The sequence below is a fragment of the Pseudomonas sp. JBR1 genome, assembly GCF_028198185.1.
In the GTDB taxonomy this organism is placed as follows: domain Bacteria; phylum Pseudomonadota; class Gammaproteobacteria; order Pseudomonadales; family Pseudomonadaceae; genus Chryseomonas; species Chryseomonas oryzihabitans_E.
This window is the reverse complement of the sequence record NZ_CP116340.1, coordinates 3,956,483-3,977,915: the sequence shown is the minus strand read 5'-3', so window position 1 is coordinate 3,977,915 and position 21,433 is coordinate 3,956,483. Positions and strand designations below refer to the sequence as shown.

General features: G+C 62.3%; 19 protein-coding genes and 2 tRNA genes. 1 reads left to right on the top strand and 20 read right to left on the bottom strand.

The window, feature by feature from the left end; translation table 11 throughout:
- Window positions 1–119: 119 nt before the first annotated feature.
- The 13 genes from rpsO to ftsH form a co-directional block, all read right to left on the bottom strand.
- Window positions 120–389 (bottom strand): 30S ribosomal protein S15, encoded by a 270-nt coding sequence (rpsO, locus tag PJ259_RS18440; RefSeq protein ID WP_007162645.1) that lies wholly within the window; start codon window positions 387–389, stop codon window positions 120–122.
- A gap of 93 nt (window positions 390–482) precedes the next feature.
- Window positions 483–1,397, bottom strand: coding sequence for a tRNA pseudouridine(55) synthase TruB (truB, locus tag PJ259_RS18435; RefSeq protein ID WP_059313373.1), 915 nt, complete (start codon window positions 1,395–1,397; stop codon window positions 483–485).
- Between the two features lies 1 nt (window position 1,398).
- Window positions 1,399–1,782, bottom strand: a complete 384-nt coding sequence (gene rbfA, locus PJ259_RS18430) for a 30S ribosome-binding factor RbfA (RefSeq protein WP_133863047.1) — start codon at window positions 1,780–1,782, stop codon at window positions 1,399–1,401.
- A 132-nt stretch (window positions 1,783–1,914) separates the two neighbouring features.
- The gene (infB, locus tag PJ259_RS18425; protein WP_271653750.1) at window positions 1,915–4,473 is read right to left on the bottom strand and encodes a translation initiation factor IF-2; all 2,559 of its coding nucleotides are present in this window, start codon (window positions 4,471–4,473) and stop codon (window positions 1,915–1,917) included.
- Window positions 4,474–4,499: 26 nt separating this feature from the next.
- Entirely contained in the window at window positions 4,500–5,972 is a 1,473-nt protein-coding gene (nusA, locus tag PJ259_RS18420; protein ID WP_007162649.1) for a transcription termination factor NusA, read from the bottom strand.
- Between the two features lie 49 nt (window positions 5,973–6,021).
- Complete coding sequence (rimP, locus tag PJ259_RS18415; RefSeq protein ID WP_059316809.1) at window positions 6,022–6,480, bottom strand: ribosome maturation factor RimP; 459 nt, start codon at window positions 6,478–6,480, stop codon at window positions 6,022–6,024.
- A 127-nt stretch (window positions 6,481–6,607) separates the two neighbouring features.
- Window positions 6,608–6,684, bottom strand: a tRNA-Met gene (locus PJ259_RS18410).
- 85 nt (window positions 6,685–6,769) lie between these two features.
- Window positions 6,770–6,855 (bottom strand) — tRNA-Leu (locus PJ259_RS18405).
- A gap of 16 nt (window positions 6,856–6,871) precedes the next feature.
- On the bottom strand, window positions 6,872–7,252 hold the full coding sequence (gene secG / locus PJ259_RS18400) for a preprotein translocase subunit SecG (RefSeq protein ID WP_133863044.1): 381 nt from the start codon (window positions 7,250–7,252) through the stop codon (window positions 6,872–6,874).
- Window positions 7,252–8,010, bottom strand: coding sequence for a triose-phosphate isomerase (gene tpiA, locus PJ259_RS18395; RefSeq protein WP_271653749.1), 759 nt, complete (start codon window positions 8,008–8,010; stop codon window positions 7,252–7,254). Before tpiA ends, secG begins: the two co-directional genes overlap by 1 nt.
- A 66-nt stretch (window positions 8,011–8,076) precedes the next feature.
- Entirely contained in the window at window positions 8,077–9,414 is a 1,338-nt protein-coding gene (gene glmM, locus PJ259_RS18390; RefSeq protein ID WP_271653748.1) for a phosphoglucosamine mutase, read from the bottom strand.
- Window positions 9,414–10,277 carry a dihydropteroate synthase gene (folP, locus tag PJ259_RS18385; RefSeq protein ID WP_271653747.1) on the bottom strand — a complete coding sequence of 288 codons (864 nt, stop codon included), beginning with the start codon at window positions 10,275–10,277 and terminating at the stop codon, window positions 9,414–9,416. Before folP ends, glmM begins: the two co-directional genes overlap by 1 nt.
- 7 nt (window positions 10,278–10,284) lie before the next feature.
- Window positions 10,285–12,204: an ATP-dependent zinc metalloprotease FtsH gene (gene ftsH / locus PJ259_RS18380; RefSeq protein ID WP_059313368.1), complete on the bottom strand. Its 1,920-nt coding sequence runs from the start codon at window positions 12,202–12,204 to the stop codon at window positions 10,285–10,287.
- Between the two features lie 731 nt (window positions 12,205–12,935).
- Between ftsH and yhbY the strand changes: the two genes are divergently transcribed.
- A complete protein-coding gene (yhbY, locus tag PJ259_RS18375; RefSeq protein ID WP_059313366.1) occupies window positions 12,936–13,247 on the top strand; it encodes a ribosome assembly RNA-binding protein YhbY in 312 nt (103 codons plus the stop codon).
- Here the strand turns inward: yhbY and PJ259_RS18370 are convergent.
- The 7 genes from PJ259_RS18370 to dnaJ form a co-directional block, all read right to left on the bottom strand.
- On the bottom strand, window positions 13,235–13,687 hold the full coding sequence (locus PJ259_RS18370; RefSeq protein ID WP_271653746.1) for a hypothetical protein: 453 nt from the start codon (window positions 13,685–13,687) through the stop codon (window positions 13,235–13,237). The genes yhbY and PJ259_RS18370 overlap by 13 nt on opposite strands.
- Complete coding sequence (gene greA / locus PJ259_RS18365; RefSeq protein ID WP_271653745.1) at window positions 13,665–14,141, bottom strand: transcription elongation factor GreA; 477 nt, start codon at window positions 14,139–14,141, stop codon at window positions 13,665–13,667. The genes PJ259_RS18370 and greA overlap by 23 nt, the downstream gene beginning before the upstream one ends.
- Window positions 14,138–17,359: a carbamoyl-phosphate synthase large subunit gene (carB, locus tag PJ259_RS18360; protein ID WP_271653744.1), complete on the bottom strand. Its 3,222-nt coding sequence runs from the start codon at window positions 17,357–17,359 to the stop codon at window positions 14,138–14,140. Before carB ends, greA begins: the two co-directional genes overlap by 4 nt.
- Before the next feature lie 21 nt (window positions 17,360–17,380).
- Window positions 17,381–18,037 carry a leucine efflux protein LeuE gene (gene leuE / locus PJ259_RS18355; RefSeq protein ID WP_442964859.1) on the bottom strand — a complete coding sequence of 219 codons (657 nt, stop codon included), beginning with the start codon at window positions 18,035–18,037 and terminating at the stop codon, window positions 17,381–17,383.
- A 21-nt stretch (window positions 18,038–18,058) separates the two neighbouring features.
- The gene (gene carA / locus PJ259_RS18350) at window positions 18,059–19,195 is read right to left on the bottom strand and encodes a glutamine-hydrolyzing carbamoyl-phosphate synthase small subunit (RefSeq protein ID WP_271653743.1); all 1,137 of its coding nucleotides are present in this window, start codon (window positions 19,193–19,195) and stop codon (window positions 18,059–18,061) included.
- 176 nt (window positions 19,196–19,371) lie between these two features.
- Window positions 19,372–20,178, bottom strand: a complete 807-nt coding sequence (gene dapB, locus PJ259_RS18345; RefSeq protein ID WP_271655893.1) for a 4-hydroxy-tetrahydrodipicolinate reductase — start codon at window positions 20,176–20,178, stop codon at window positions 19,372–19,374.
- Window positions 20,179–20,232: 54 nt separating this feature from the next.
- Window positions 20,233–21,366, bottom strand: a complete 1,134-nt coding sequence (dnaJ, locus tag PJ259_RS18340; RefSeq protein WP_059313360.1) for a molecular chaperone DnaJ — start codon at window positions 21,364–21,366, stop codon at window positions 20,233–20,235.
- Between the last annotated feature and the right edge of the window lie 67 nt (window positions 21,367–21,433).

The following is a 21,433-nucleotide window of genomic DNA, read 5'->3' as shown; positions in this document are numbered from 1 at the left end:
GACCCTCGCTGATCTCCGGGTGACGCAAGCCGATTCTGCCGGCCTCTCAAGCAAAAAAGCCGGAGGCCGGCGCGAGCCGACCTCCAGCTTCAGACTGCTTGCAGCAGGTCTGCATCGTATTAACGACGCAGGCCCAGGCGAGCGATCAGTGCGCTGTAACGAGAGGTATCCTTGGACTTCAGGTAGTCCAGCAGCTTACGACGCTGGTTGACCATGCGGATCAGACCACGACGGCTGTGGTGGTCTTTGCCGTTGGCCTTGAAGTGACCTTGCAGCTTGTCGATGTTGGCGGACAGCAGGGCAACCTGCACTTCCGGCGAACCGGTATCGCCTTCGCTTTGCTTGAACTCGTTTACGATCTGGGCTTTGTCTTCAACGCTCAGTGCCATGATAGGGCTCCTCTGAGGAACAGGCCGGGATGGATCCCGTGCTTAAGGAAAGAGGTGTGACCGTGCCTGCTGACAGCCACCCTCGGTATCGGTCTAGGACCGAATCAGTCTACGGGGAGCAACCTGCCCCTCGTCATCTATCTCGCCGATGCCGATGAAACGACCTTGGTCGTCCTGCACCCGCATCAAACCGAATTTCGGTGCATTGGCTGCCCGAACGGGCTGACCGTGCAACCAATAATAGGCGCTGTGCTGAGTCAACTGCACCAGCGGCCAATGTTCGAGGCCGCTGTCGACCGGCAGCAGGAAGCGATCCAGCGCTTCGGCACCGCCTTCGGCATGGGCCGCCTCCAGCTCGTCCAGGCTGATGGCCTGCACGAGGCCAAAGGGACCAGCCTGGGTACGTCGCAACTCAGCCACATGGGCCCCGCAACCGAGACGGGCGCCGAGGTCTTCGACCAGGGTGCGCACATAGGTCCCCTTGCTGCAGGCCACTTCCAGCGTCGCGCGATCTTCCTGCAACGCCAGGAGTTCCAGACGGGCAATAGTAACAGAACGCGCCTCGCGCTCCACTACTTCCCCGGCACGCGCCAACTTGTAGAGCGGCTGACCGTCGCGCTTGAGCGCCGAGTACATCGGCGGAATCTGCTCTATCTGGCCGCGAAACGCCGGCAGCGCCGCCTGGATGGCTGCTTCATCGACATCGACCGTCCGTCGCTCCAACACCTCACCCTCGGCGTCGCCGGTGGTGGTGGTGACGCCCAGCTGCGCCACGGTGCTGTAACCCTTGTCGGCGTCCAGCAGGTACTGGGAAAACTTGGTCGCTTCGCCGAAGCACAGCGGCAGCACACCGGTAGCCAGGGGATCCAGACTGCCGGTATGGCCCGCCTTCTCGGCGTTGAGCAGCCAGCGGACCTTTTGCAGGGCGGCATTGGAGGAAAAGCCGCGCGGCTTGTCCAGCACCAGCACGCCATGCACCTGGCGGCGAATACGCTTGACCTGGGCCACCCTACTCCTCCCCGTCCTGCCGACGATCTTCGGCGACCGCCCGCTCGATCAGCGCCGACAGCTGGGCGCCGCGACGGATGCTCTCGTCATACTGGAAACCCAGTTGCGGAACGGTCCGCAACTTCATCGCCCGACCCAACTGCTGCCGCAGGAAGCCGGAGGCATCCTTGAGGATGGCGATATTCTGCTTGATCGCCTCGGGGTCATCGTCCTTGCCCAGCACGGTGATGTGCACCTTGGCATGGGACAGATCCCGGGCCACGTCCACGCCGGTGATGGTCACCATACCCAGCCGTGGATCTTTGATTTCGCGATGGATCAACAGCGCCAGTTCGCGCTGTATCTGATCACCGATACGCTGGGTACGGCTGAATTCTTTGGCCATGTCGAAACTCTCGTACAAAAGGCCGCAGACGTCAGGCCTGCCAGCCATGAACCTTGGAAACGCGAACGGCAAGTCCGGACCTGGCAGGGTTCTGCCAGGTCCGCGACCTGCCGTCCTGGTGCAGAGTCGTCGTTACAGCGAACGGGCGACCTGAACCTTCTCGAACACTTCGATCTTGTCGCCGACGCGGACGTCGTTGTAGCTCTTCACGCCGATACCGCATTCCATGCCGGCACGCACTTCGGCCACGTCATCCTTGAAGCGACGCAGGGATTCCAGCTCGCCTTCGAAGATGACCACGTCTTCGCGCAGGACGCGGATCGGACGGTTGCGGTGCACCATGCCCTCGGTGACCATGCAGCCGGCGACGGCGCCAAACTTGGGCGAACGGAAGACGTCACGTACTTCAGCGATACCCAGGATGTTCTCCCGGACGTCACTGCCCAGCATGCCGGTCAGCGCCTTCTTCACATCTTCGATGATGTCGTAGATGACGTTGTAGTAACGCATGTCGAGGCCTTCCTGCTCGACGATCTTCCGCGCCCCGGCATCGGCCCGGACGTTGAAGCCGAACAGCACGGCATTGGAGGCCAGCGCCAGGTTAGCATCGCTTTCGGTGATACCACCGACGCCACCGCCAACCACGCGTACCTGGACTTCGTCGTTGCCCAGGCCGGACAGCGAACCCTGCAGCGCCTCAAGGGAGCCGCGCACATCGGACTTGAGCACGATGTTGAGGGTCTTCTTCTCGTCCTGGCCCATGTTCTCGAAGATGTTCTCGAGCTTGCCGGCATGAGCACGCGCCAGCTTGACCTCGCGGAACTTACCCTGACGGAACAGCGCCACTTCCCGGGCCTTCTTCTCGTCGGTCAGCACGGTGAGTTCATCACCGGCATCCGGGGTACCGTCCAGACCAAGGATCTCGACCGGAATGGACGGGCCGGCTTCCTTGATCGGCTTGCCGTTCTCGTCGAGCATGGCACGGATGCGACCGAAGTTGACGCCGACCAGGGCCATGTCGCCCTGCCGCAGGGTACCGTTCTGTACCAGCACGGTAGCGACCGGACCACGGCCCTTGTCCAGGCGCGACTCGATGACCACACCGCGACCGGGTGCTTCCGGTGTAGCGGTCAGCTCCAGGACTTCGGCCTGCAGCAGGATGGCTTCGAGCAGCTCGTCCACACCGGTACCGGCCTTGGCCGAGACGTGCACGAACTGGGTATCGCCGCCCCACTCTTCCGGGATGACCTGACGACCGGCCAGATCGTGCTTGACGCGATCCGGATCGGCATCGGGCTTGTCGATCTTGTTGACCGCCACGACGATGGGGACACCTGCCGCCTTGGCGTGCTGGATGGCTTCCTCGGTCTGCGGCATGACGCCGTCATCGGCCGCGACGACCAGGATGACGATGTCGGTGGCCTTGGCACCACGGGCACGCATCGCGGTGAACGCGGCGTGACCAGGGGTATCCAGGAAGGTCACCATGCCACGCTCGGTTTCCACGTGGTAGGCACCGATGTGCTGGGTGATGCCACCGGCCTCGCCCGACGCGACCTTGGCGCGACGGATGTAGTCCAGCAGCGAGGTCTTACCGTGGTCGACGTGACCCATGACGGTCACTACTGGCGCACGGTGCAGGGCCTTGCCACCCTCGAACTTGAGGGATTCGGCCAGCTGGTCTTCCAGGGCGTTCTCGTTGACCAGCTTGACCTTGTGGCCCAGCTCTTCGGCCACCAGCTGCGCCGTCTCGCGGTCGAGCACCTGGTTGATGGTGGCGGGAGACCCCATCTTGAACATGAACTTGATGACTTCGGCGGCCTTCACCGACATCTGCTGAGCTAGCTCAGAGACGGTGATGGTCTCACCTAGATTGACTTCGCGCACTACAGGTCCTGTCGGGCTCTGGAACCCGTGTTGGTTTCGCTTCTTGAGTCGCGACTTGCCACCGCGACCGCCACGCCGGCCAAAGCCCTCTTCCTCGTCGTCGCCACTGCGCACGGTACGAGGAGCTGCGACCTTGTCCTTGATCGACGGGCGATGCTGGGCATTCTTGCGCTCACGACGCTCGTCTTCTTCGCGCTTGCTGCTCGGGGCAGGATGCACGGGACGACGCGGTTCTTCGCGCTTGCGCTCGCCAGCCGGATCGGCCTTCTTGGCCTCGGTGGCAGCTTCGGCAGCGGGCTGCTGCTCGGCCACCACGGCAGGTGCTTCCGGCGCAGCCGGGGCTGCGGCTTCGGTAGCGACGGCCTGCGCCTGCTCCACCTGGGCAGCGGCTTCGGCCTGCTGACGTGCAGCTTCTTCAGCAGCACGCTGGGCTTCTTCCTCGGCGCGCGCCTGGGCGGCAGCCTCTTCAGCGGCACGCTGGGCTTCCTGCTCGCGGCGCTGCTCGGCTTCAAGCTCGGCAGGGCTGCGCTTGACGAAGGTTTTCTTCTTGCGGACTTCGACACTGACGGTCTTGCTGCCGGCCACTTTCAGTGTGGTCTGGGTCTTGCGCTGCAGGGTGATCTTGCTTGGCTCGTCGAGCTGCGCAGTCCCCTTCAGGTGCGTCAGCAGCGCCTGCTTCTCCGCATCGCTCACCAATTGCTCGGCGCTGCTATGCGTCAGACCTGCCTCGCGCATCTGCTGTAGCAGACGTTCCACCGGCGTATTGACCGTTTGGGCCAGTTCTTTCACCGTGACTTGCGTCATGCACTTCTCTCCTCAGACTGCGCCGCTTACTCGAACCAATGGGCACGGGCAGCCATGATCAGCTTGCCGGCACGCTCTTCGGTCATGCCGTTGATGTCGAGCAGGTCGTCGATCGACTGCTCGGCGAGCTCTTCGCGATTGACCACGCCACGCTGGGCCAGCGCGCTGGCGAGCTGGGGATCCATGCCGTCGAGGGTCAGCAGATCTTCGCTGGGGCTCTTCTGTTCTTCCGTTGCGATGGCCCGGGTAAGCAGGCGATCCTTGGCCCGGGTACGCAGCTCGTTGACGATGTCTTCGTCGAAGCCATCGATGTTGAGCATCTCTTCCATGGGCACGTAGGCCACTTCCTCGAGGGAAGTGAAGCCTTCTTCCACCAGCACCTGCGCCAGTTCCTCGTCGACATCCAGCTCGTCGATGAAGCGCTGGATGATGTCGCCGGTCTCGGCCTGTTGCTTGGCGTTGATGTCCGCTTCGGTCATCACGTTGAGCGTCCAACCGGTCAGCTGACTGGCCAGGCGCACGTTCTGGCCGCCACGGCCGATCGCCTGGGCCAGGTTATCCTCGGCGACGGCGATGTCCATGGTACGGCTGTCTTCGTCGACGATGATCGAGGCGACTTCGGCCGGAGCCATGGCGTTGATGACGAACTGCGCCGGATTGTCATCCCAGAGGACGATGTCGACACGCTCGCCACCCAGTTCACCGGATACCGCCTGGACACGCGAACCACGCATGCCGATACAGGCGCCCTGCGGATCGATGCGCTTGTCCTTGGAGCGAACGGCGATCTTGGCCCGCGAGCCCGGATCCCGAGCGGCTGCCATGACATCGATCAACTGCTCGGAGATTTCCGGTACTTCGATGCGGAACAGCTCGATCAGCATCTGCGGATCGGTACGCGACAGCATCAGTTGCGGACCGCGGTTTTCCGTACGGATTTCCTTGAGCAAGGCGCGCAGACGCACGCCCATGCGGAAGGTCTCACGGGGAATGATGTGCTCACGCGGCAGCAGCGCCTCGGCATTGTTGCCCAGGTCGACGATCACGCTGTCACGGGTAACCTTCTTGACGGTTCCCGAGATGATCTCGCCGACCTTCTCGCGATAGGCGTCCACCACCTGAGCCCGCTCGGCCTCGCGCACCTTCTGCACGATCACCTGCTTGGCGGTCTGGGCAGCGATCCGACCGAATTCGATGGACTCGATCTTCTCTTCGATCACTTCACCGGCCTTGACCCCAGGATGCTCTTCCTGGGCGTCTTCCACCGTCAGATGCGAATCGGGCAGCTGATAGTCTTCGTCTTCCACCACGGTCCAGCGGCGGAAGGTCTCGTAGCTGCCGTTGTGTCTGTTGATCGACACCCGCAGATCCACATCTTCTTCGTAGCGTTTCTTGGTAGCCGTGGCGAGAGCCAACTCCAGTGCCTCGAAGATGACGCCGGGTGGAACACCCTTCTCGTTCGAAACAGATTCCACTACCAGCAGAACTTCTTTGCTCATCTTACGCCTCGTATTCGCAATCCTTGGGATCCGCGGTCTCGCGCTCAAATCACTCGAAACGGGGAACGACGTTGGCCTTGTCGATCATCTCGATGGGTAGCAGATACTCATGCTCGTCCACCTGCACCACGACATCCTGGTCTTCCACACCGCGCAGCAAACCCTGGAAATTACGTCGCCCGTCGAAGGGCGACCGAAGTTTGACCTTTATCTGCTCACCGGCATGGGCAGCGAATTGCTCCAACGTGAACAGGGGCCTATCCATACCGGGGGAAGACACCTCGAGGGTGTATTCATTGGTGATGGGATCTTCCACATCGAGTACGCCACTGACTTGGCGGCTGACCTTCTCGCAGTCTTCTACGAGAATGCCATTGGGATGATCGATGTAGACACGCAGTAGCGAATGCCGCCCTTGGGAGATGTACTCGACACCCCAGCAGACATAGCCAAGCGCCTCGATGACGGGGGCCAGCAAGGCCTGCAACTGTTCTAGCTTGCTCGACACCTGGTTGCCTCGCGTTTTTTGAGAATAAAAAATGGGCATTACGCCCATCCCTAAGAGGTCTGCGCAAGAAAGCGCGACCCGAACTGTCCAGCCAACAAAAAGCCCCTATAAAGGGGCTTTAAAAAACTGGTTGCGGGGGCTGGATTTGAACCAACGACCTTCGGGTTATGAGCCCGACGAGCTACCAGACTGCTCCACCCCGCGTCAAAGCTGGAGCGAGATTATATTCAACTCTACTATAAGAGTCAACCTACTCTCTCGCCGCGTCCTGCTGGACGTCTTTGCTATTTGGTGCCGAAGATGGGACTCGAACCCATACAGCCTGTGGCCACTACCCCCTCAAGATAGCGTGTCTACCAATTCCACCACTTCGGCATGAAACCTTTGAAACCTACTTGGACTCCTGGGGCACGTCCCCGGAAGTACCGCCTTGAGCAGCACGCGGCTGGCTCAGGGGAACATCGTTACCATCCTGCTTAGGCTGAGGAGCCTGCTGGACTGGCTGAGTGGGAAGACCCACTTCACGCAGACCCAGCGCACGGTCTTTGGCGTAATACCCCAGACCCAGACTAGTCGCGAAAAAAACCGCAGCTAGTATAGCAGTAAAACGACTCAGAAAGGTAGCAGAACCTTGACTACCAAAAACGGTACCCGAGGCACCCGCACCAAAGGATGCACCTGCTTCAGCACCCTTGCCCTGCTGCATCAACACCAGCACGATCAGGCCAAGCGCCATCAGCAAGTGGATCACTACAACTGCAGTTTCCAACATTATCCACGTCCTGCAGCGCGGCAAATCGCACTGAACTCTTCAGCATTCAGGGAGGCACCACCCACCAGCCCCCCATCGATATCCGGCATGCCGAACAACTCGGCAGCATTGGCGGCTTTGACACTACCGCCATACAGCAACTGAAGCCCTTCAGCGACTTCAGCATCGGCCTCACGCACCAGGGCGCGAATCGCCGCATGAACCTCTTGCGCCTGCTCCGGCGTCGCCGTGAGCCCGGTACCTATCGCCCAAACGGGCTCATAGGCCACCACGGCACGGGTGAAAGCCGCGACTCCAACTGCGTCGATGACCGCCTTCAGCTGGCCACCGACCACGTCCAGAGTACGCTCGGCCTCCCGCTCTTCACGGGTTTCACCGACGCAGAGCACGGGAATCATCCCGCCCTCCTGGATGGCCGCGAATTTCTTCGCCACCACCTCGTCATCCTCGCCCAGCAGGGCACGCCGCTCGGAATGCCCCACCAGCACGTAACGGCAACCGAATTCCACCAACTGCGTCGAGGATACCTCGCCAGTCAGGGCCTTCTCGCCAGCGACGGGAGCACAGGTCTGAGCCCCCACCATCAGCGACGTCGCTGCCAAACCTTCAGCCACCCCCGGTAGATGCACCAATGTTGGAATCACCACGACATCGACACCAGACACGCCGTCCAACCCTTTCAAGCCTGCGACCAATGCGGACACGCTCTGCAGCGAGCCATGCATTTTCCAGTTACCGGCAACCAGGGAACGACGCATGCGTTTTACCTCAGGGAGCGAAGTGGGCGCAGATGTTACTCAATCGAAAACAGGCATGCAAGCAAATCAAGCACATACCTCAGTTATCAATTGAGCGAGCGCTTCGGCATGGGCACGAACCTCACGCTCGTTTTCGCCTTCGACCATGACCCTGACCAACGGCTCGGTACCGGATTTACGCAGCAGCACCCGTCCCTTGCCGGCCATTTTCTCGGTCACCTCTGCGCTGGCCTGCTTGACCCGGGGATTCTCCAAAGGATCCTGGCCGCCACCGAATCTCACGTTGATCAACACCTGCGGACACTTGCGCAGCGCCATGCGCGCCTGGGCCAGGGTCTGACCGGCATTGCGCAGGGCGATCAGCACCTGCAGCGCGGCGATGGTGGCGTCACCTGTGGTGGTGTACTGGCAGCAGACCACATGCCCGGAGTTCTCACCGCCCAATACCCAATTGCGCTCCAGCAGCTCGGCCATCACATAGCGATCGCCGACCTTGGCCCGCACGAAGGGGATGTCCAGCTCGGCCAGCCCCAGCTCGAGACCAAGATTGCTCATCAGGGTACCCACCACCCCGCCCTCGAGGCGGCCACGGCGCTTGAGATCGCGCGCGATTAGATAGAGCAGCTCGTCGCCGTCCACCGCTGCCCCGGTGTGATCCACCATCAGGACCCGATCACCGTCGCCGTCGAAGGCGATGCCGATGTCGGCGTGCTGGTCGAGCACTGCTTGCTGTAGGCCCTCTAGGTGAGTGGAGCCGCAGTCCTTGTTGATGTTGAGCCCATCTGGCTGCACGCCAAGCACGCTGACGTCTGCACCGAGCTCACGGAAGACGCTGGGCGCGATCTTGTAGGTCGCGCCGTTGGCGCAATCCAGCACGATCTTCAACCCAGCGAAGCTGGTGCCGGTCGGCACGCTGCTCTTGCAGAACTCGATGTAGCGACCAGCCGCATCGTTGATGCGCGAGACCTTGCCAATCCGCGCCGAGTCGACCACGGTCATCGGAGTATCGAGCAGCTCCTCAATCATGGTCTCGAGCTCATCGGGCAGCTTGGTGCCGGCGCCGGAAAAGAACTTGATGCCGTTGTCGTAGTAGGGATTGTGCGAAGCACTGATGACAATGCCGGCGCTGGCCTGGAAGGTTCGCGTCAGATAGGCGATACCCGGTGTCGGCATGGGACCGAGCAGCATGACGTCCGCACCGGCGGCGGACAGACCAGCCTCCAGCGCCGACTCGAACATGTAGCCCGAGTTGCGCGTGTCCTTGCCGACCAGCACCCGACAGCCGCCGTGACTGCGAAAGGCTATGCCCGCCGCCCAGCCCAGCTTGAGCATGAAGTCCGGAGTAATGGGATAGGCCCCGACCCTGCCACGAATGCCATCCGTTCCAAAATACTTTTTTGCCATCAGTTCTGTTCCTGCCTGAAGCCTTCGACCGCGGTGATCATCTTCACCACATCCACTGTTTCCGCCACATCATGAACCCTCAGGATCTGAGCGCCTTTCGCCAGCGCCAGCGCCGCCAGCGCCAATCCACCTGCCAGGCGCCCCTCCAAGGGCCGTCCAGTGACCGCGCCGATCATGCTCTTGCGCGAGACACCCACCAGCAAGGGTAGCCCAAAGGCGAGCAACTCCGTTTGCCGCTGAAACAGTTCGAGATTGTGCTCCAGAGTCTTGGCGAAGCCGTAACCCGGATCCAGTATCAGTCGCTCGCGAGCAATGCCGGCAGCCTGGCAACGTGCGACTTGGTCGCCGAGAAAGGCACCGACCTCCCTCGCGACGTTGGTATAGACGGGCGCCTGCTGCATGGTGCCTGGCTCCCCACGCATATGCATCAGGCAAACCGCCAGGCCGGTAGCGGCAGCCGCCTCAAGAGCGCCAGGACGCCGTAGCGAGCGCACATCGTTGATCAGGCCGGCACCGACCAGAGCGCCTTCGCGCATGACCGCTGGCGCGGAGGTATCCAGAGAAATAACGACATCCAGCTCCCGAGCGATCGCCTGAACCACCGGAATTACCCGATCGAGCTCTTGAGCCTCGGATACCGCTTGGGCCCCTGGCCGGGTGGACTCACCCCCTACATCGATAATAGCCGCACCGGCCGCCACCATTGCTTCCGCATGACGCAGGGCACTTTCCACTGCCGTGTAACGGCCGCCATCGGAAAAGGAGTCAGGGGTGACGTTAAGGATGCCCATGACTTTGGGCGTGTCAAAAACAAGAACCCGATTGCCGCAAGGCAATCGGGTCGAAGGAAACGGATTGAACATGGGTGTTTCAATGTTCTCCAGCCGGACCACCAATGGGCGTCTCAGGACGGTCACTGCCACTCTGCGGCGATGCGGGCGCATCCCCGGTCGGACCACCGCGATCGTGCCAGTCGCGCGGTTCACGCGGGACCTTGCCAGCCATGATGTCGTCGATCTGATCGGAATCGATGGTCTCGTACTTCATCAAGGCATCAGCCATGAGTTCGAGCTTGTCACGATTCTCGTCGAGCAGGCGCTTGGCGGTGTTGTAGCAGTCGTCGATGATGCGGCGGATCTCGACGTCGATCTGCTTGGCAGTCTCGCCCGACATGTTGCCACCACCACCGCCGCCGGAACGACCCAGGTAGCCTTCGTTCTCTTCCTCGCCGTACAGCAGCGGACCGAGCTTCTCGGACAGGCCCCACTTGGTCACCATGTTACGCGCCAGGGAAGTCGCTCTCATGATGTCGTTGGAGGCACCCGTGGTGACACCTTCGAAGCCCAAGGTCATTTCCTCGGCGATACGGCCACCAAACAGCGAGCAGATCTGGCTTTCCAGCGCCCGCTTGGACAGGCTGTAACGATCTTCCTCAGGGAGGAACATGGTCACGCCCAGGGCACGGCCGCGAGGAATGATGGAGACCTTGTAGACCGGGTCGTGCTCGGGCACCAAGCGACCGACGATGGCATGACCGGCTTCGTGGTAAGCGGTATTACGCTTCTCCTTCTCGGACATGACCATGGTTTTGCGCTCGGCGCCCATCATGATCTTGTCCTTGGCCAGCTCGAACTCACGCATGTCGACGATGCGCTTGTTGGCACGGGCGGCGAACAGGGAAGCTTCGTTGACCAGGTTGGCCAGGTCGGCACCGGAGAAACCCGGAGTACCCCGAGCAATTACGCTAGCATCGACGCGATCACCGACCGGCACCTTGCGCATGTGCACCTTGAGGATCTGCTCGCGACCGCGGATGTCGGGCAGCCCGACCACGACCTGGCGGTCGAAACGACCGGGGCGCAGCAAGGCAGGGTCGAGGACATCGGGGCGGTTGGTAGCGGCAATGACGATGATGCCATCGTTCATTTCAAAGCCATCCATTTCCACCAGCAGCTGGTTCAGGGTCTGCTCGCGTTCGTCATGACCACCGCCCATGCCGTTGCCACGATGGCGACCGACCGCATCGATCTCGTCGATGAAGATGATGCAGGGAGCGTGCTTCTTGGCCTGGTCGAACATGTCGCGTACGCGACTGGCGCCGACACCGACGAACATCTCGACGAAGTCCGAACCGGAAATGGTGAAGAAGGGTACCTTGGCCTCACCGGCAACAGCCTTGGCCAGCAACGTCTTGCCGGTACCGGGCGAACCGACCATCAGCACGCCACGGGGAATACGTCCACCCAGGCGCTGGAACTTGCCCGGGTCGCGCAGGAATTCAACCAGCTCGGTGACCTCTTCCTTGGCTTCGTCGCAACCGGCGACGTCGGCGAAGGTGGTCTTGACCTGGTCTTCCGACAACAGGCGTGCCTTGCTCTTGCCAAAGCTCATGGGACCACCGCGACCGCCGGCACCTCCCTGCATCTGGCGCATGAAGAACATGAAGACGGCGATGATCACCAGGATCGGGAAGCTGGCCACCAGCAGTTGAGTCCAGATGCTCTGCTGCTCTGGCTGCTTGCCGGTAATGGTAACGCTGTTATTGACCAGATCGCCGATCAGGCCATTGTCCTGTATCGCTGGACGTATGGTCTTGAAGGGGTCGCCATCGCGATGCTTGCCGGTGATGACATAGCCATCCACGGTCACGCTCTCGATCTGCCCGTCCTTCACCTGCTGGATGAAGTCGGAGTAGTTGAGCGTCTGGGGTTCGTTGGGGCTGGAGAAGTTGTTCATCACGGTGACGAGCACCGCGGCGATGATCAGCCACAGGATCAGATTCTTTGCCATGTCGTTCAATTGACTACCCTCTGCGCCGGTTTCGTGGGTAAACCGTTCGAAGCGAAACCGGCAGTGACCGGTAAGTTACTACACAAAGCCTGGCCCACGGCAGACATCGTCTGTAACGCTATATGAGTCTTCTGCCTTTGACTCTAGGGCAAGGCAGATGTTGCGGCCATCAATTCTCTCAATCGCCCTTGAAACCGCGACCCAATAGATACTGCTGGCGCGACACGTCCCGCGATGCGAAAAGAGCGCACCTGACCTCCACAGCGAAGCGTCCACGCCCCTCTTTGAGGCAATTCGTGCAGCCTTCTCGCTGGAAGACCCTGATCAGACAGCCTACCTGGACACCAACCCGGCGCACGAGGCTCATGGCCAGCGCACCAGGATAGACAGCCCTGGACTGGCCTACCACATCAAGGCCATTCATATGGGGGCTCTGCTGAAAATAACAAGGCCTCCCGGATAGCCATCAATCGCCCCTGGAAATCAGACGGATCCGGCACTGCCCAGCAACGGCTGGCAATGCCACATCCGGCAGTCTCTCGCAAGGGATGGCACAAGTTTTCCGGCGATTGACCAGCCGCCCTTCCGAGCCTGCTTGACGCAGGCGTTGCCCATGTGTTCCCTGAGCCCATGCACGCTGGACTGAGCGCAGGCCACGGTAAGTTTTCTTGTATCGCTGGGCGGCACCGGACAGCTGGGATAAACTGCTCGGCTTTTATCTGGGGTGAATTATGGCGCTCAACAACGAGCATAAAAAGCGGTTCAAGGCGATCGGTCATCAACTCAAGCCGGTGGTCACCATCAGCGAGAACGGCCTGAGCGAAGGCGTATTGGGTGAACTCGAACGCGCCCTGAACGACCATGAACTGATCAAGATCAAGCTGGCCGTCACCGAACGCGAAGACCGCCGGGCCCTGATCGACGAACTGTGCGCGTCGAGCAAGGCCGAGCTGGTGCAGGTGATTGGCAAGATGGCCCTGATCTATCGCAAGGCCCGCGAACAGAATCGCAACCTGTCCAACGTGGTGCGCTATACCGCCTGAGCCCCGGGCGCACGCCCAGGAACGGGTTGCAGCACCAGGATCAGACCGCAAAGCAACAGGACCAGGTAGCCGGCCAGGGCGGTCGGTCCGGTCCAGAAGCGCGCCAGTTCGTTCTGCAGCACCACGGCTAGCGCACTGGCCAGCAGCAGCTGACCGCGCAGATCGCGCCACAGCGCGCTGAAGCCGGCCCACCACACCAGCACCACGACCTGGGTAAAGACCCCCCCGGCTGCAGCGCTGAGCATCATGCGCAGCAATTCCTCGCGCCCGGACTGGATCAGCAGCGGCGCCCAGCCCGCTTGGGCGAGCGCCACAGGGATGCACAGGTGCAGGGCTACCAGCGGGCCGACCCAGAACACCTGGGCCAGCTGCCAGGCGGCCGCGAGCAGCCTGGCGAGCCAGCCTCCGGCGCGGTGATCAGACGTGACGGACGGCGACAATTTCGTATTCGACATCGCCGCCCGGGGTCTTCACCAGCACCACGTCCCCTTCTTCCTTGCCGATCAGCGCGCGGGCGATGGGCGAACCCACCGACAGCTTGCTCTGCTTGATATCAGCCTCATCGTCGCCGACGATCTGGTAGGTCACCGTCTCGTCGGTCTCGGTGTTGGCGATCTCCACGGTGGTACCGAAGATGACCTTGCCGGTATGCGGCAGGGCAGCTACGTCGATCACCTGGGCGCTCTGCAACCGGCCTTCGATATCGCGGATCCGCGCCTCTACCATGCCCTGCTGTTCGCGGGCAGCGTGGTATTCGGCGTTCTCCTTGAGATCACCCAGCTCACGCGCTTCGGCGATGGCCTGGGTGATCTGCGGACGCAGCTCGGTCTTGAGGTGTTTGAGTTCGTCTTCCAGGGCGCGAGCACCCTGGACGGTCATGGGGTACTTGGTCATGCCTTAACTCCTGCATGCAGATCTTGCAGCCGGCGCACGGTCTTTTCGGCGCCGAATTTCAAAGCTTCGCAAATGGCCTGGCCGCCGGCAATGGTAGTGGTGCAGCAGAGCTTGTGCTGCAGCGCGTTGCGGCGGATTGAATAGGAATCGGCAATGGACTGCCGGCCTTCGGTGGTGTTGATGATCAGGGTGACTTCGTCGTTCTTGATCATGTCGACCACGTGAGGGCGACCCTCGGTCACCTTGTTCACGCGACGCACCGGCAGACCAGCCGCCTCGATCACTCGCGCGGTACCTGCAGTGGCGACGACTTCGAAGCCGAGGCCGACCAGATCACGAGCAACCTGCACGGCTTCGGGCTTGTCGTCGTCCCGTACGCTGATGAAGGCGCAACCGGAATTCGGCAGGATCTCGTTGGCGCCCAGCTGGGCCTTGGCGAAGGCTTCGCCGAAGCTGTCGCCCACGCCCATCACCTCGCCAGTGGATTTCATTTCTGGGCCGAGGATGGGGTCCACGCCGGGGAACTTGTTGAAGGGGAACACCGCTTCCTTGACGCTGAAGAACGGCGGGATGATTTCCTGGGTGAAGCCGACCTCGGTCAGGGTCTTGCCGGCCATGACGCGGGCGGCCACCTTGGCCAGGGACTCGCCGATGCACTTGGAGACGAAGGGCACGGTACGGGAGGCGCGCGGGTTGACCTCGATGACGTAGATGTCCTCGCCCTGCACGGCCATCTGTACGTTCATCAGACCGACCACGCCGAGCTCCAGAGCCATCTTCTTGACCTGCTCGCGGATCTCGTCCTGGATGTGCTTGGGCAGCGAATACGGCGGTAGCGAGCAGGCGGAGTCACCGGAGTGCACGCCGGCCTGTTCGATGTGCTGCATGATGGCGCCGATCACCACGGTCTGGCCGTCGCACACCGCATCCACATCCACCTCGATGGCGCAGTTGAGGAAGTGGTCGAGCAGCACCGGACTGTCGTTGGACACCTTCACCGCTTCGCGCATGTAGCGCTTGAGTTCTTCTTCCTGGTAGACGATTTCCATCGCCCGGCCGCCCAGTACGTAGGAGGGACGAACCACCATCGGATAACCGATGTTCTTGGAGAGGGCCAGGGCCTCGTCTTCGCTGCGCGCGGTGGCGTTGGCCGGCTGGCGCAGATTCAGGCGCTGCACCATCTGCTGGAAGCGCTCGCGATCTTCGGCGCGGTCGATGGCATCGGGGCTGGTGCCGATGATGGGCACGCCAGCCTCTTCCAGGGCCCGGCAGAGCTTGAGCGGGGTCTGGCCGCCGTATTGGACGATGACGCCCTTGGGCTGCTCGACGCGGACGATCTCCAGCACGTCCTCCAGGGTCACCGGCTCGAAGAACAGGCGGTCGGAGGTGTCGTAATCGGTGGAGACGGTTTCCGGGTTGCAGTTGACCATGATGGTTTCATAGCCGTCTTCACGCATGGCCAGGGCCGCGTGCACACAGCAGTAGTCGAACTCGATGCCCTGACCGATGCGGTTGGGACCGCCACCCAGGATCATGATCTTGTCGCGACCGCTGGGCTTGGCCTCGCACTCTTCCTCGTAGGTGGAGTAGAGGTAGGCGGTGTCGGTGGCGAATTCGGCAGCACAGGTGTCCACCCGCTTGTATACCGGCAGCACCTTGAGCTTGTGGCGATGGGCACGCAGGTTCTTCTCGGTGACGCCGAGCAGCTTGGCCAGGCGCGCGTCGGAGAAGCCCTTGCGCTTGAGCTTGCGCATCAGGTCGTAGTCGAGATCGGCCAGACCCAGGGTCTTGATGCGCTCCTCGTCCTTGATCAGGTCTTCGATCTGCACCAGGAACCAGGGATCGATACGAGTCAGCTCGAAGACCTTGTCCAGGCTGTAGCCTTGGCGGAAGGCATCGCCGATGTACCAGATGCGATCGGCGCCCGGCACGGTCAGCTCACGCTTGAGGGTGCTGTCGGCCTCGGGATCGGCCGGATCCAGCTTGGGATCGAAGCCGACCACGCCCACTTCCAGGCCGCGCAGGGCTTTCTGCAGGGACTCCTGGAAGGTACGACCGATGGACATGACCTCGCCCACGGATTTCATCTGAGTGGTCAAGCGGGCATCGGCCTTGGGGAATTTCTCGAAGGCGAAGCGCGGGATCTTGGTGACCACGTAGTCGATGGCCGGCTCAAAGGACGCCGGGGTACGCCCGCCGGTAATGTCGTTCTGCAGCTCGTCCAGGGTGTAGCCCACCGCCAGCTTGGCAGCGATCTTGGCGATGGGGAAGCCGGTGGCCTTGGAGGCCAGCGCCGAGGAGCGGGATACCCGCGGGTTCATCTCGATCACCACCATGCGCCCGGTGTTCGGGCAGATGCCGAACTGGACGTTGGAGCCGCCGGTCTCGACGCCGATCTCGCGCAGCACCGCCAGGGAGGCGTTGCGCATGATCTGGTATTCCTTGTCGGTCAGGGTCTGCGCCGGAGCCACGGTGATGGAGTCACCGGTGTGCACGCCCATGGGATCGAAGTTCTCGATGGAGCAGACGATGATGCAGTTGTCCTTCTTGTCGCGGACCACCTCCATCTCGTATTCCTTCCAGCCGATCAGGGATTCGTCGATCAGCAGCTCGTTGGTCGGCGACAGGTCCAGACCACGGTTGCAGATCTCCTCGAACTCTTCGCGGTTGTAGGCGATGCCGCCACCGGTGCCGCCCATGGTGAAGGACGGACGGATGATGCAGGGGAAGCCGACCTTCTCCAGCACGCCGTAGGCTTCTTCCATGCTGTGGGCGATACCCGAGACCGGGCAGGCCAGACCGATGTCCTTCATGGCCTTGTCGAAGCGCGAGCGATCCTCGGCCTTGTCGATGGTGTCGGCGTTGGCACCGATCATCTCGACGCCGAATTTCTCCAGCACGCCATGACGCTCCAGGTCCAGGGCGCAGTTCAGCGCGGTCTGGCCACCCATGGTCGGCAGCAGAGCGTCGGGACGCTCCTTCTCGATGATCTTGGCCACCGTCGCCCACTTGATCGGCTCGATGTAGGTGGCATCGGCCATGGAGGGGTCGGTCATGATGGTGGCCGGGTTTGAGTTCACCAGGATGACGCGGAAGCCTTCCTCGCGCAGGGCCTTGCAGGCCTGGGCGCCGGAATAGTCGAACTCGCAGGCCTGGCCGATGACGATGGGGCCGGCTCCGAGGATCAGGATGCTCTTGATGTCTGTACGCTTAGGCATGGGCTTCTCGAATGCAGGTAATCAGGTCAGGGTCGCGGTGGCCAACTTCACACCGAAACCAACGAACAGGGCGCCGACGCCGCCGGTGGCGCCTGCGCTGAGGCGACGCCGCTGACGGAACCAGGCCGCCAGGCGAACGCCGCAGAAAATCAGGAACGACAGGTAGCAGAAGCTGATCGCTTCCAGTACCGCGCCCAGCACCAGGAAGGACAGCGCCGGATGGGCGTAACCGGGGTCCACGAACTGGATGAAGAAGGAGACGAAGAACAGGATCGCCTTCGGATTCGACAGGCTCAGCAGCAGCGCCTTGCGGAACGGCTGATGGACGTCTTCGCGCAGGGTCGCCTCGGCCTGGCTCTGGGCCGGGCTGCGCCAGGACTTGAGTCCGCCGCGCAACATGCCCCAGCCGAGGTAGAACAGGTAGGCCGCGCCCAGATACTTGAGGACCTGGAAGAATAGCGGCTCGGCCTTGAGCAGCGAGGCGACGCCCAGAGCCGAGAGCAGCATCAGCACGGCGTCACCAAGGAACACGGCGGAAGCCGCTTGGTAACCGCTGCGGATGCCGCGCTGGGCGCTGGTGGCGAGCACGAAGAAGGAGTTGGGGCCGGGCAACAGGATGACGAACAGGGTCCCGACCACATAGGTCCAGAAGTCGATGACACCCAGATTCGCCAGCATGGGCTCTACCCTCCTCTAACCTTAGCGGCGCGCGGCCATGGCCTGGATGAACTTGTCGAACAGCGGCGCCACGTCGTGCGGGCCAGGGCTCGCCTCGGGGTGACCCTGGAAGCTGAAAGCGACCTTGTCGGTACGCTCGATACCCTGCAGGGTGCCGTCAAACAGCGACTTGTGGGTAGCACGCACACTGGCTGGCAGGCTGGCCTCATCCACGGCAAAACCGTGGTTCTGGCTGGTGATCATTACCACGCCGCTATCCAGATCCTGCACCGGATGGTTGGCACCGTGATGACCGTTGGGCATCTTCACCGTCTTGGCGCCGGAGGCCAGGGCCAGCAGCTGATGGCCCAGGCAGATGCCGAATACCGGAATCTCGGTCTCCAGGACATCCTGGATCGCCTTGATGGCGTAGTCGCAGGGCTCGGGATCGCCCGGGCCGTTGGCCAGGAAGATGCCGTCAGGCTGCAGCGCCAGGGCTTCGCTGGCCGGGGTCTGGGCCGGCAGCACGGTGATGCGGCAGCCGCGGGCCACCAGCATGCGCAGGATGTTCAGCTTGACGCCATAGTCGAAGGCCACCACGTGGTAGGGCAACTGCTCGGCGGGGATCTCGGCGTGACTGTCGGTTTCCAGCGACCAGACGCTGGAGCGCCACTCGTAGCGCTCCTTGACGCTGACTTCCTTGGCCAGGTCCATGCCCTTGAGGCCAGGGAAGGCACGAGCCAATTCCAGGGCACGCTCTTCGGTGGCGTCTTCGCCGGTCAGGATGCAGCCATCCTGAGCGCCCTTCTCGCGGAGAATGCGGGTCAGTCGACGGGTGTCGATCCCGGCAATGGCGATGGTGCCGTTCTCCCTGAGATAGTCGGGCAGCGACTGCTTGTTACGCCAGTTGCTGGCCAGCAGCGGCAGGTCGCGGATGATCAGCCCGGCAGCCCAGACCTGAGCGGCCTCGCCATCCTGCGGCGTGGTGCCGGTATTGCCGATGTGCGGATAGGTCAGGGTGACGATCTGCTTCGCATAGGAAGGATCGGTCAGGATTTCCTGGTAGCCGGTCATGGCGGTGTTGAACACCACTTCGCCGACCGTGTGGCCGTCGGCACCGATGGATTCACCGCGAAAGATGCTGCCATCGGCAAGTGCGAGTATGGCTGGCTTAGTCAAGAAGACCTCCGAAAATCAAGCCTTGGCGGGCAAACGCAGGGTGCAAAAAAACGGGATGACATCTCGAAGAGTCATCCCGTTTTAATGTTGTGATTTCATTCTGCGCTAGCTTTTAGTGGATACACTAAAGCTGCATTGTACACGAATTGATCACGCCTTGCACCCCTGCGAGCTGATCAGCGCAACTCCAGCACGTCCTGCATGTCATATAGCGCTGGCTGTTTGTCCTTCAGCCACAGGGCCGCACGCACCGCGCCCTTGGCGAAGGTCATGCGACTAGAGGCCTTGTGGGTGATCTCGACCCGCTCGCCTTCGCTGGCGAACAATACCGTGTGATCGCCCACCACGTCCCCGGCACGCACGGTGGCGAAGCCGATGGTCTGGCGATCCCGCGCACCGGTCTGGCCTTCCCGGCCATAGACGGCGACCTCCTCCAGATCACGCCCCAGCGCCTGGGCCACGACCTCGCCCATGCGCAGGGCGGTACCCGAGGGCGCATCCACCTTGTGCCGATGGTGCGCCTCGATGATCTCGATATCGACCTCGTCACCCAGTACCCGGGCAGCGGTATCCAGCAGTTTGAGGCAGAGATTGACGCCGACGCTGAAGTTGGCGGCGAAGACGATGGGAATTTCCTTGCCCGCTTCCAGCAGGGTCAGCTTCTGCTCGGCAGTGAAGCCGGTGGTGCCGATCACCATGGCCTTTCTGGCCTTGCGGCACAGCGCCAGATTCTGCAGGGTCACATTGGGATGGGTGAAGTCGATGACGACATCGAAGTCATCCAGCACCCGCGCCAGGTCACCCGACAGCATCACCCCATTACGGCCGATGCCGGCGAGTTCGCCGGCATCGGCACCCACCAGGCTGCTCTCGGGACGATCCACCGCAGCAGTCAGGCCGGCAGCGCCCTGGGTCTGCTGGACCGCTTCGATCAGGGTCTTGCCCATGCGCCCCGCGGCGCCCATTACAGCTATACGTCGCATCATCAGCTCCAGGCTGCTGGCCGGGCGCCGCCTCGCGACGGCGCCCCTGCCGGTTTAGAGGTCGTCGAAGAAGCGCTTCATGCCGTCGAACCAGCCACTGGCCCGGGGCGAATGGGAGCTGTCGCTCTGCAGGGTGTTGCGAAACTCCTCGAGCAGCTCGCGCTGACGCCGGCTCAGGTTGACCGGGGTCTCCACCACCACCTTGCACATCAGATCGCCAGCGCCACCGCCACGCACGGGCGTCACGCCCTTGCCGCGTAGGCGGAACATCTTGCCGGTCTGAGTGCCTTCGGGGATCTTCAGCTTGACGCGGCCATCCAGGGTCGGCACTTCCAGTTCCCCCCCCAGGGCGGCGTCGGTGAAGTTGATCGGCACCTCGCAATAGAGATGCTTGCCGTCACGCTGGAAGATCGAGTGCTCGCGCACATTGACCACCACGTAGAGGTCGCCACTGGGGCCACCCAGGGTCCCGGCCTCGCCTTCGCCGGTCAGACGGATGCGGTCGCCCGTGTCGACGCCCGCCGGCACCTTGACCGACAGGGTCTTCTGCTCTTCCACGCGACCCTGGCCATGACAGGCCGTGCAGGGCTCGGGAATGATCTTGCCGCTGCCGTGGCAGCGCGGGCAGGTTTGCTGCACCGAGAAGAAACCTTGCTGCATCCGCACCTGGCCAATGCCGCCACAGGTGGGGCAGGTGGACGCCGAGGTACCTGGCTTGGCGCCATTGCCGTCGCACACCTTGCACTCGACCAGGGTGGGCACGCGAATGGTGACCGTGGTCCCGCGCACTGCCTCTTCGAGGTCCAGATCCAGGGTATAGCGCAGATCGGCACCGCGCTGCGGACCGCCGCGGCCACCGGCACCACCGCGCCCGCCGAAGAAGTCGCTGAAGACGTCGCCGAAGATGTCGGAGAAGTTCGCACCCCCTGCGGCGCCGCCGAAACCGCCGCCGCCCATGCTCGGATCGACGCCAGCATGGCCGTACTGGTCGTAGGCCGAGCGCTTGCCCGCATCGGACAGCACTTCGTAGGCCTCCGCAGCCTCCTTGAATTGCTCTTCGGCAGCTGCGTCCCCCGGATTGCGATCCGGGTGGTATTTCATCGCCAGGCGTCGGTAGGCTTTCTTGAGCTCGGCTTCGCTGGCGCCGCGCTCAACCCCGAGCACCTCATAGTAATCACGTTTGGCCATAGACTTTCTGCACCTTAAATTTTCTCACCCTCCAGACACGCCAACGCGGGAGCAGGCTCCCGCGTGG

Coding starts and splice junctions, on each gene's coding strand:
- rpsO (WP_007162645.1), bottom strand. CDS start 389: ATGGCACTGAGCGTTGAAGACAAAGCCCAGATCGTAAACGAGTTCAAG.
- rbfA (WP_133863047.1), bottom strand. CDS start 1,782: ATGGCCAAAGAATTCAGCCGTACCCAGCGTATCGGTGATCAGATACAG.
- infB (WP_271653750.1), bottom strand. CDS start 4,473: ATGACGCAAGTCACGGTGAAAGAACTGGCCCAAACGGTCAATACGCCG.
- nusA (WP_007162649.1), bottom strand. CDS start 5,972: ATGAGCAAAGAAGTTCTGCTGGTAGTGGAATCTGTTTCGAACGAGAAG.
- secG (WP_133863044.1), bottom strand. CDS start 7,252: ATGTTGGAAACTGCAGTTGTAGTGATCCACTTGCTGATGGCGCTTGGC.
- tpiA (WP_271653749.1), bottom strand. CDS start 8,010: ATGCGTCGTTCCCTGGTTGCCGGTAACTGGAAAATGCATGGCTCGCTG.
- glmM (WP_271653748.1), bottom strand. CDS start 9,414: ATGGCAAAAAAGTATTTTGGAACGGATGGCATTCGTGGCAGGGTCGGG.
- folP (WP_271653747.1), bottom strand. CDS start 10,277: ATGTTCAATCCGTTTCCTTCGACCCGATTGCCTTGCGGCAATCGGGTT.
- ftsH (WP_059313368.1), bottom strand. CDS start 12,204: ATGGCAAAGAATCTGATCCTGTGGCTGATCATCGCCGCGGTGCTCGTC.
- yhbY (WP_059313366.1), top strand. CDS start 12,936: ATGGCGCTCAACAACGAGCATAAAAAGCGGTTCAAGGCGATCGGTCAT.
- greA (WP_271653745.1), bottom strand. CDS start 14,141: ATGACCAAGTACCCCATGACCGTCCAGGGTGCTCGCGCCCTGGAAGAC.
- carB (WP_271653744.1), bottom strand. CDS start 17,359: ATGCCTAAGCGTACAGACATCAAGAGCATCCTGATCCTCGGAGCCGGC.
- leuE (WP_442964859.1), bottom strand. CDS start 18,037: ATGCTGGCGAATCTGGGTGTCATCGACTTCTGGACCTATGTGGTCGGG.
- dapB (WP_271655893.1), bottom strand. CDS start 20,178: ATGCGACGTATAGCTGTAATGGGCGCCGCGGGGCGCATGGGCAAGACC.
- dnaJ (WP_059313360.1), bottom strand. CDS start 21,366: ATGGCCAAACGTGATTACTATGAGGTGCTCGGGGTTGAGCGCGGCGCC.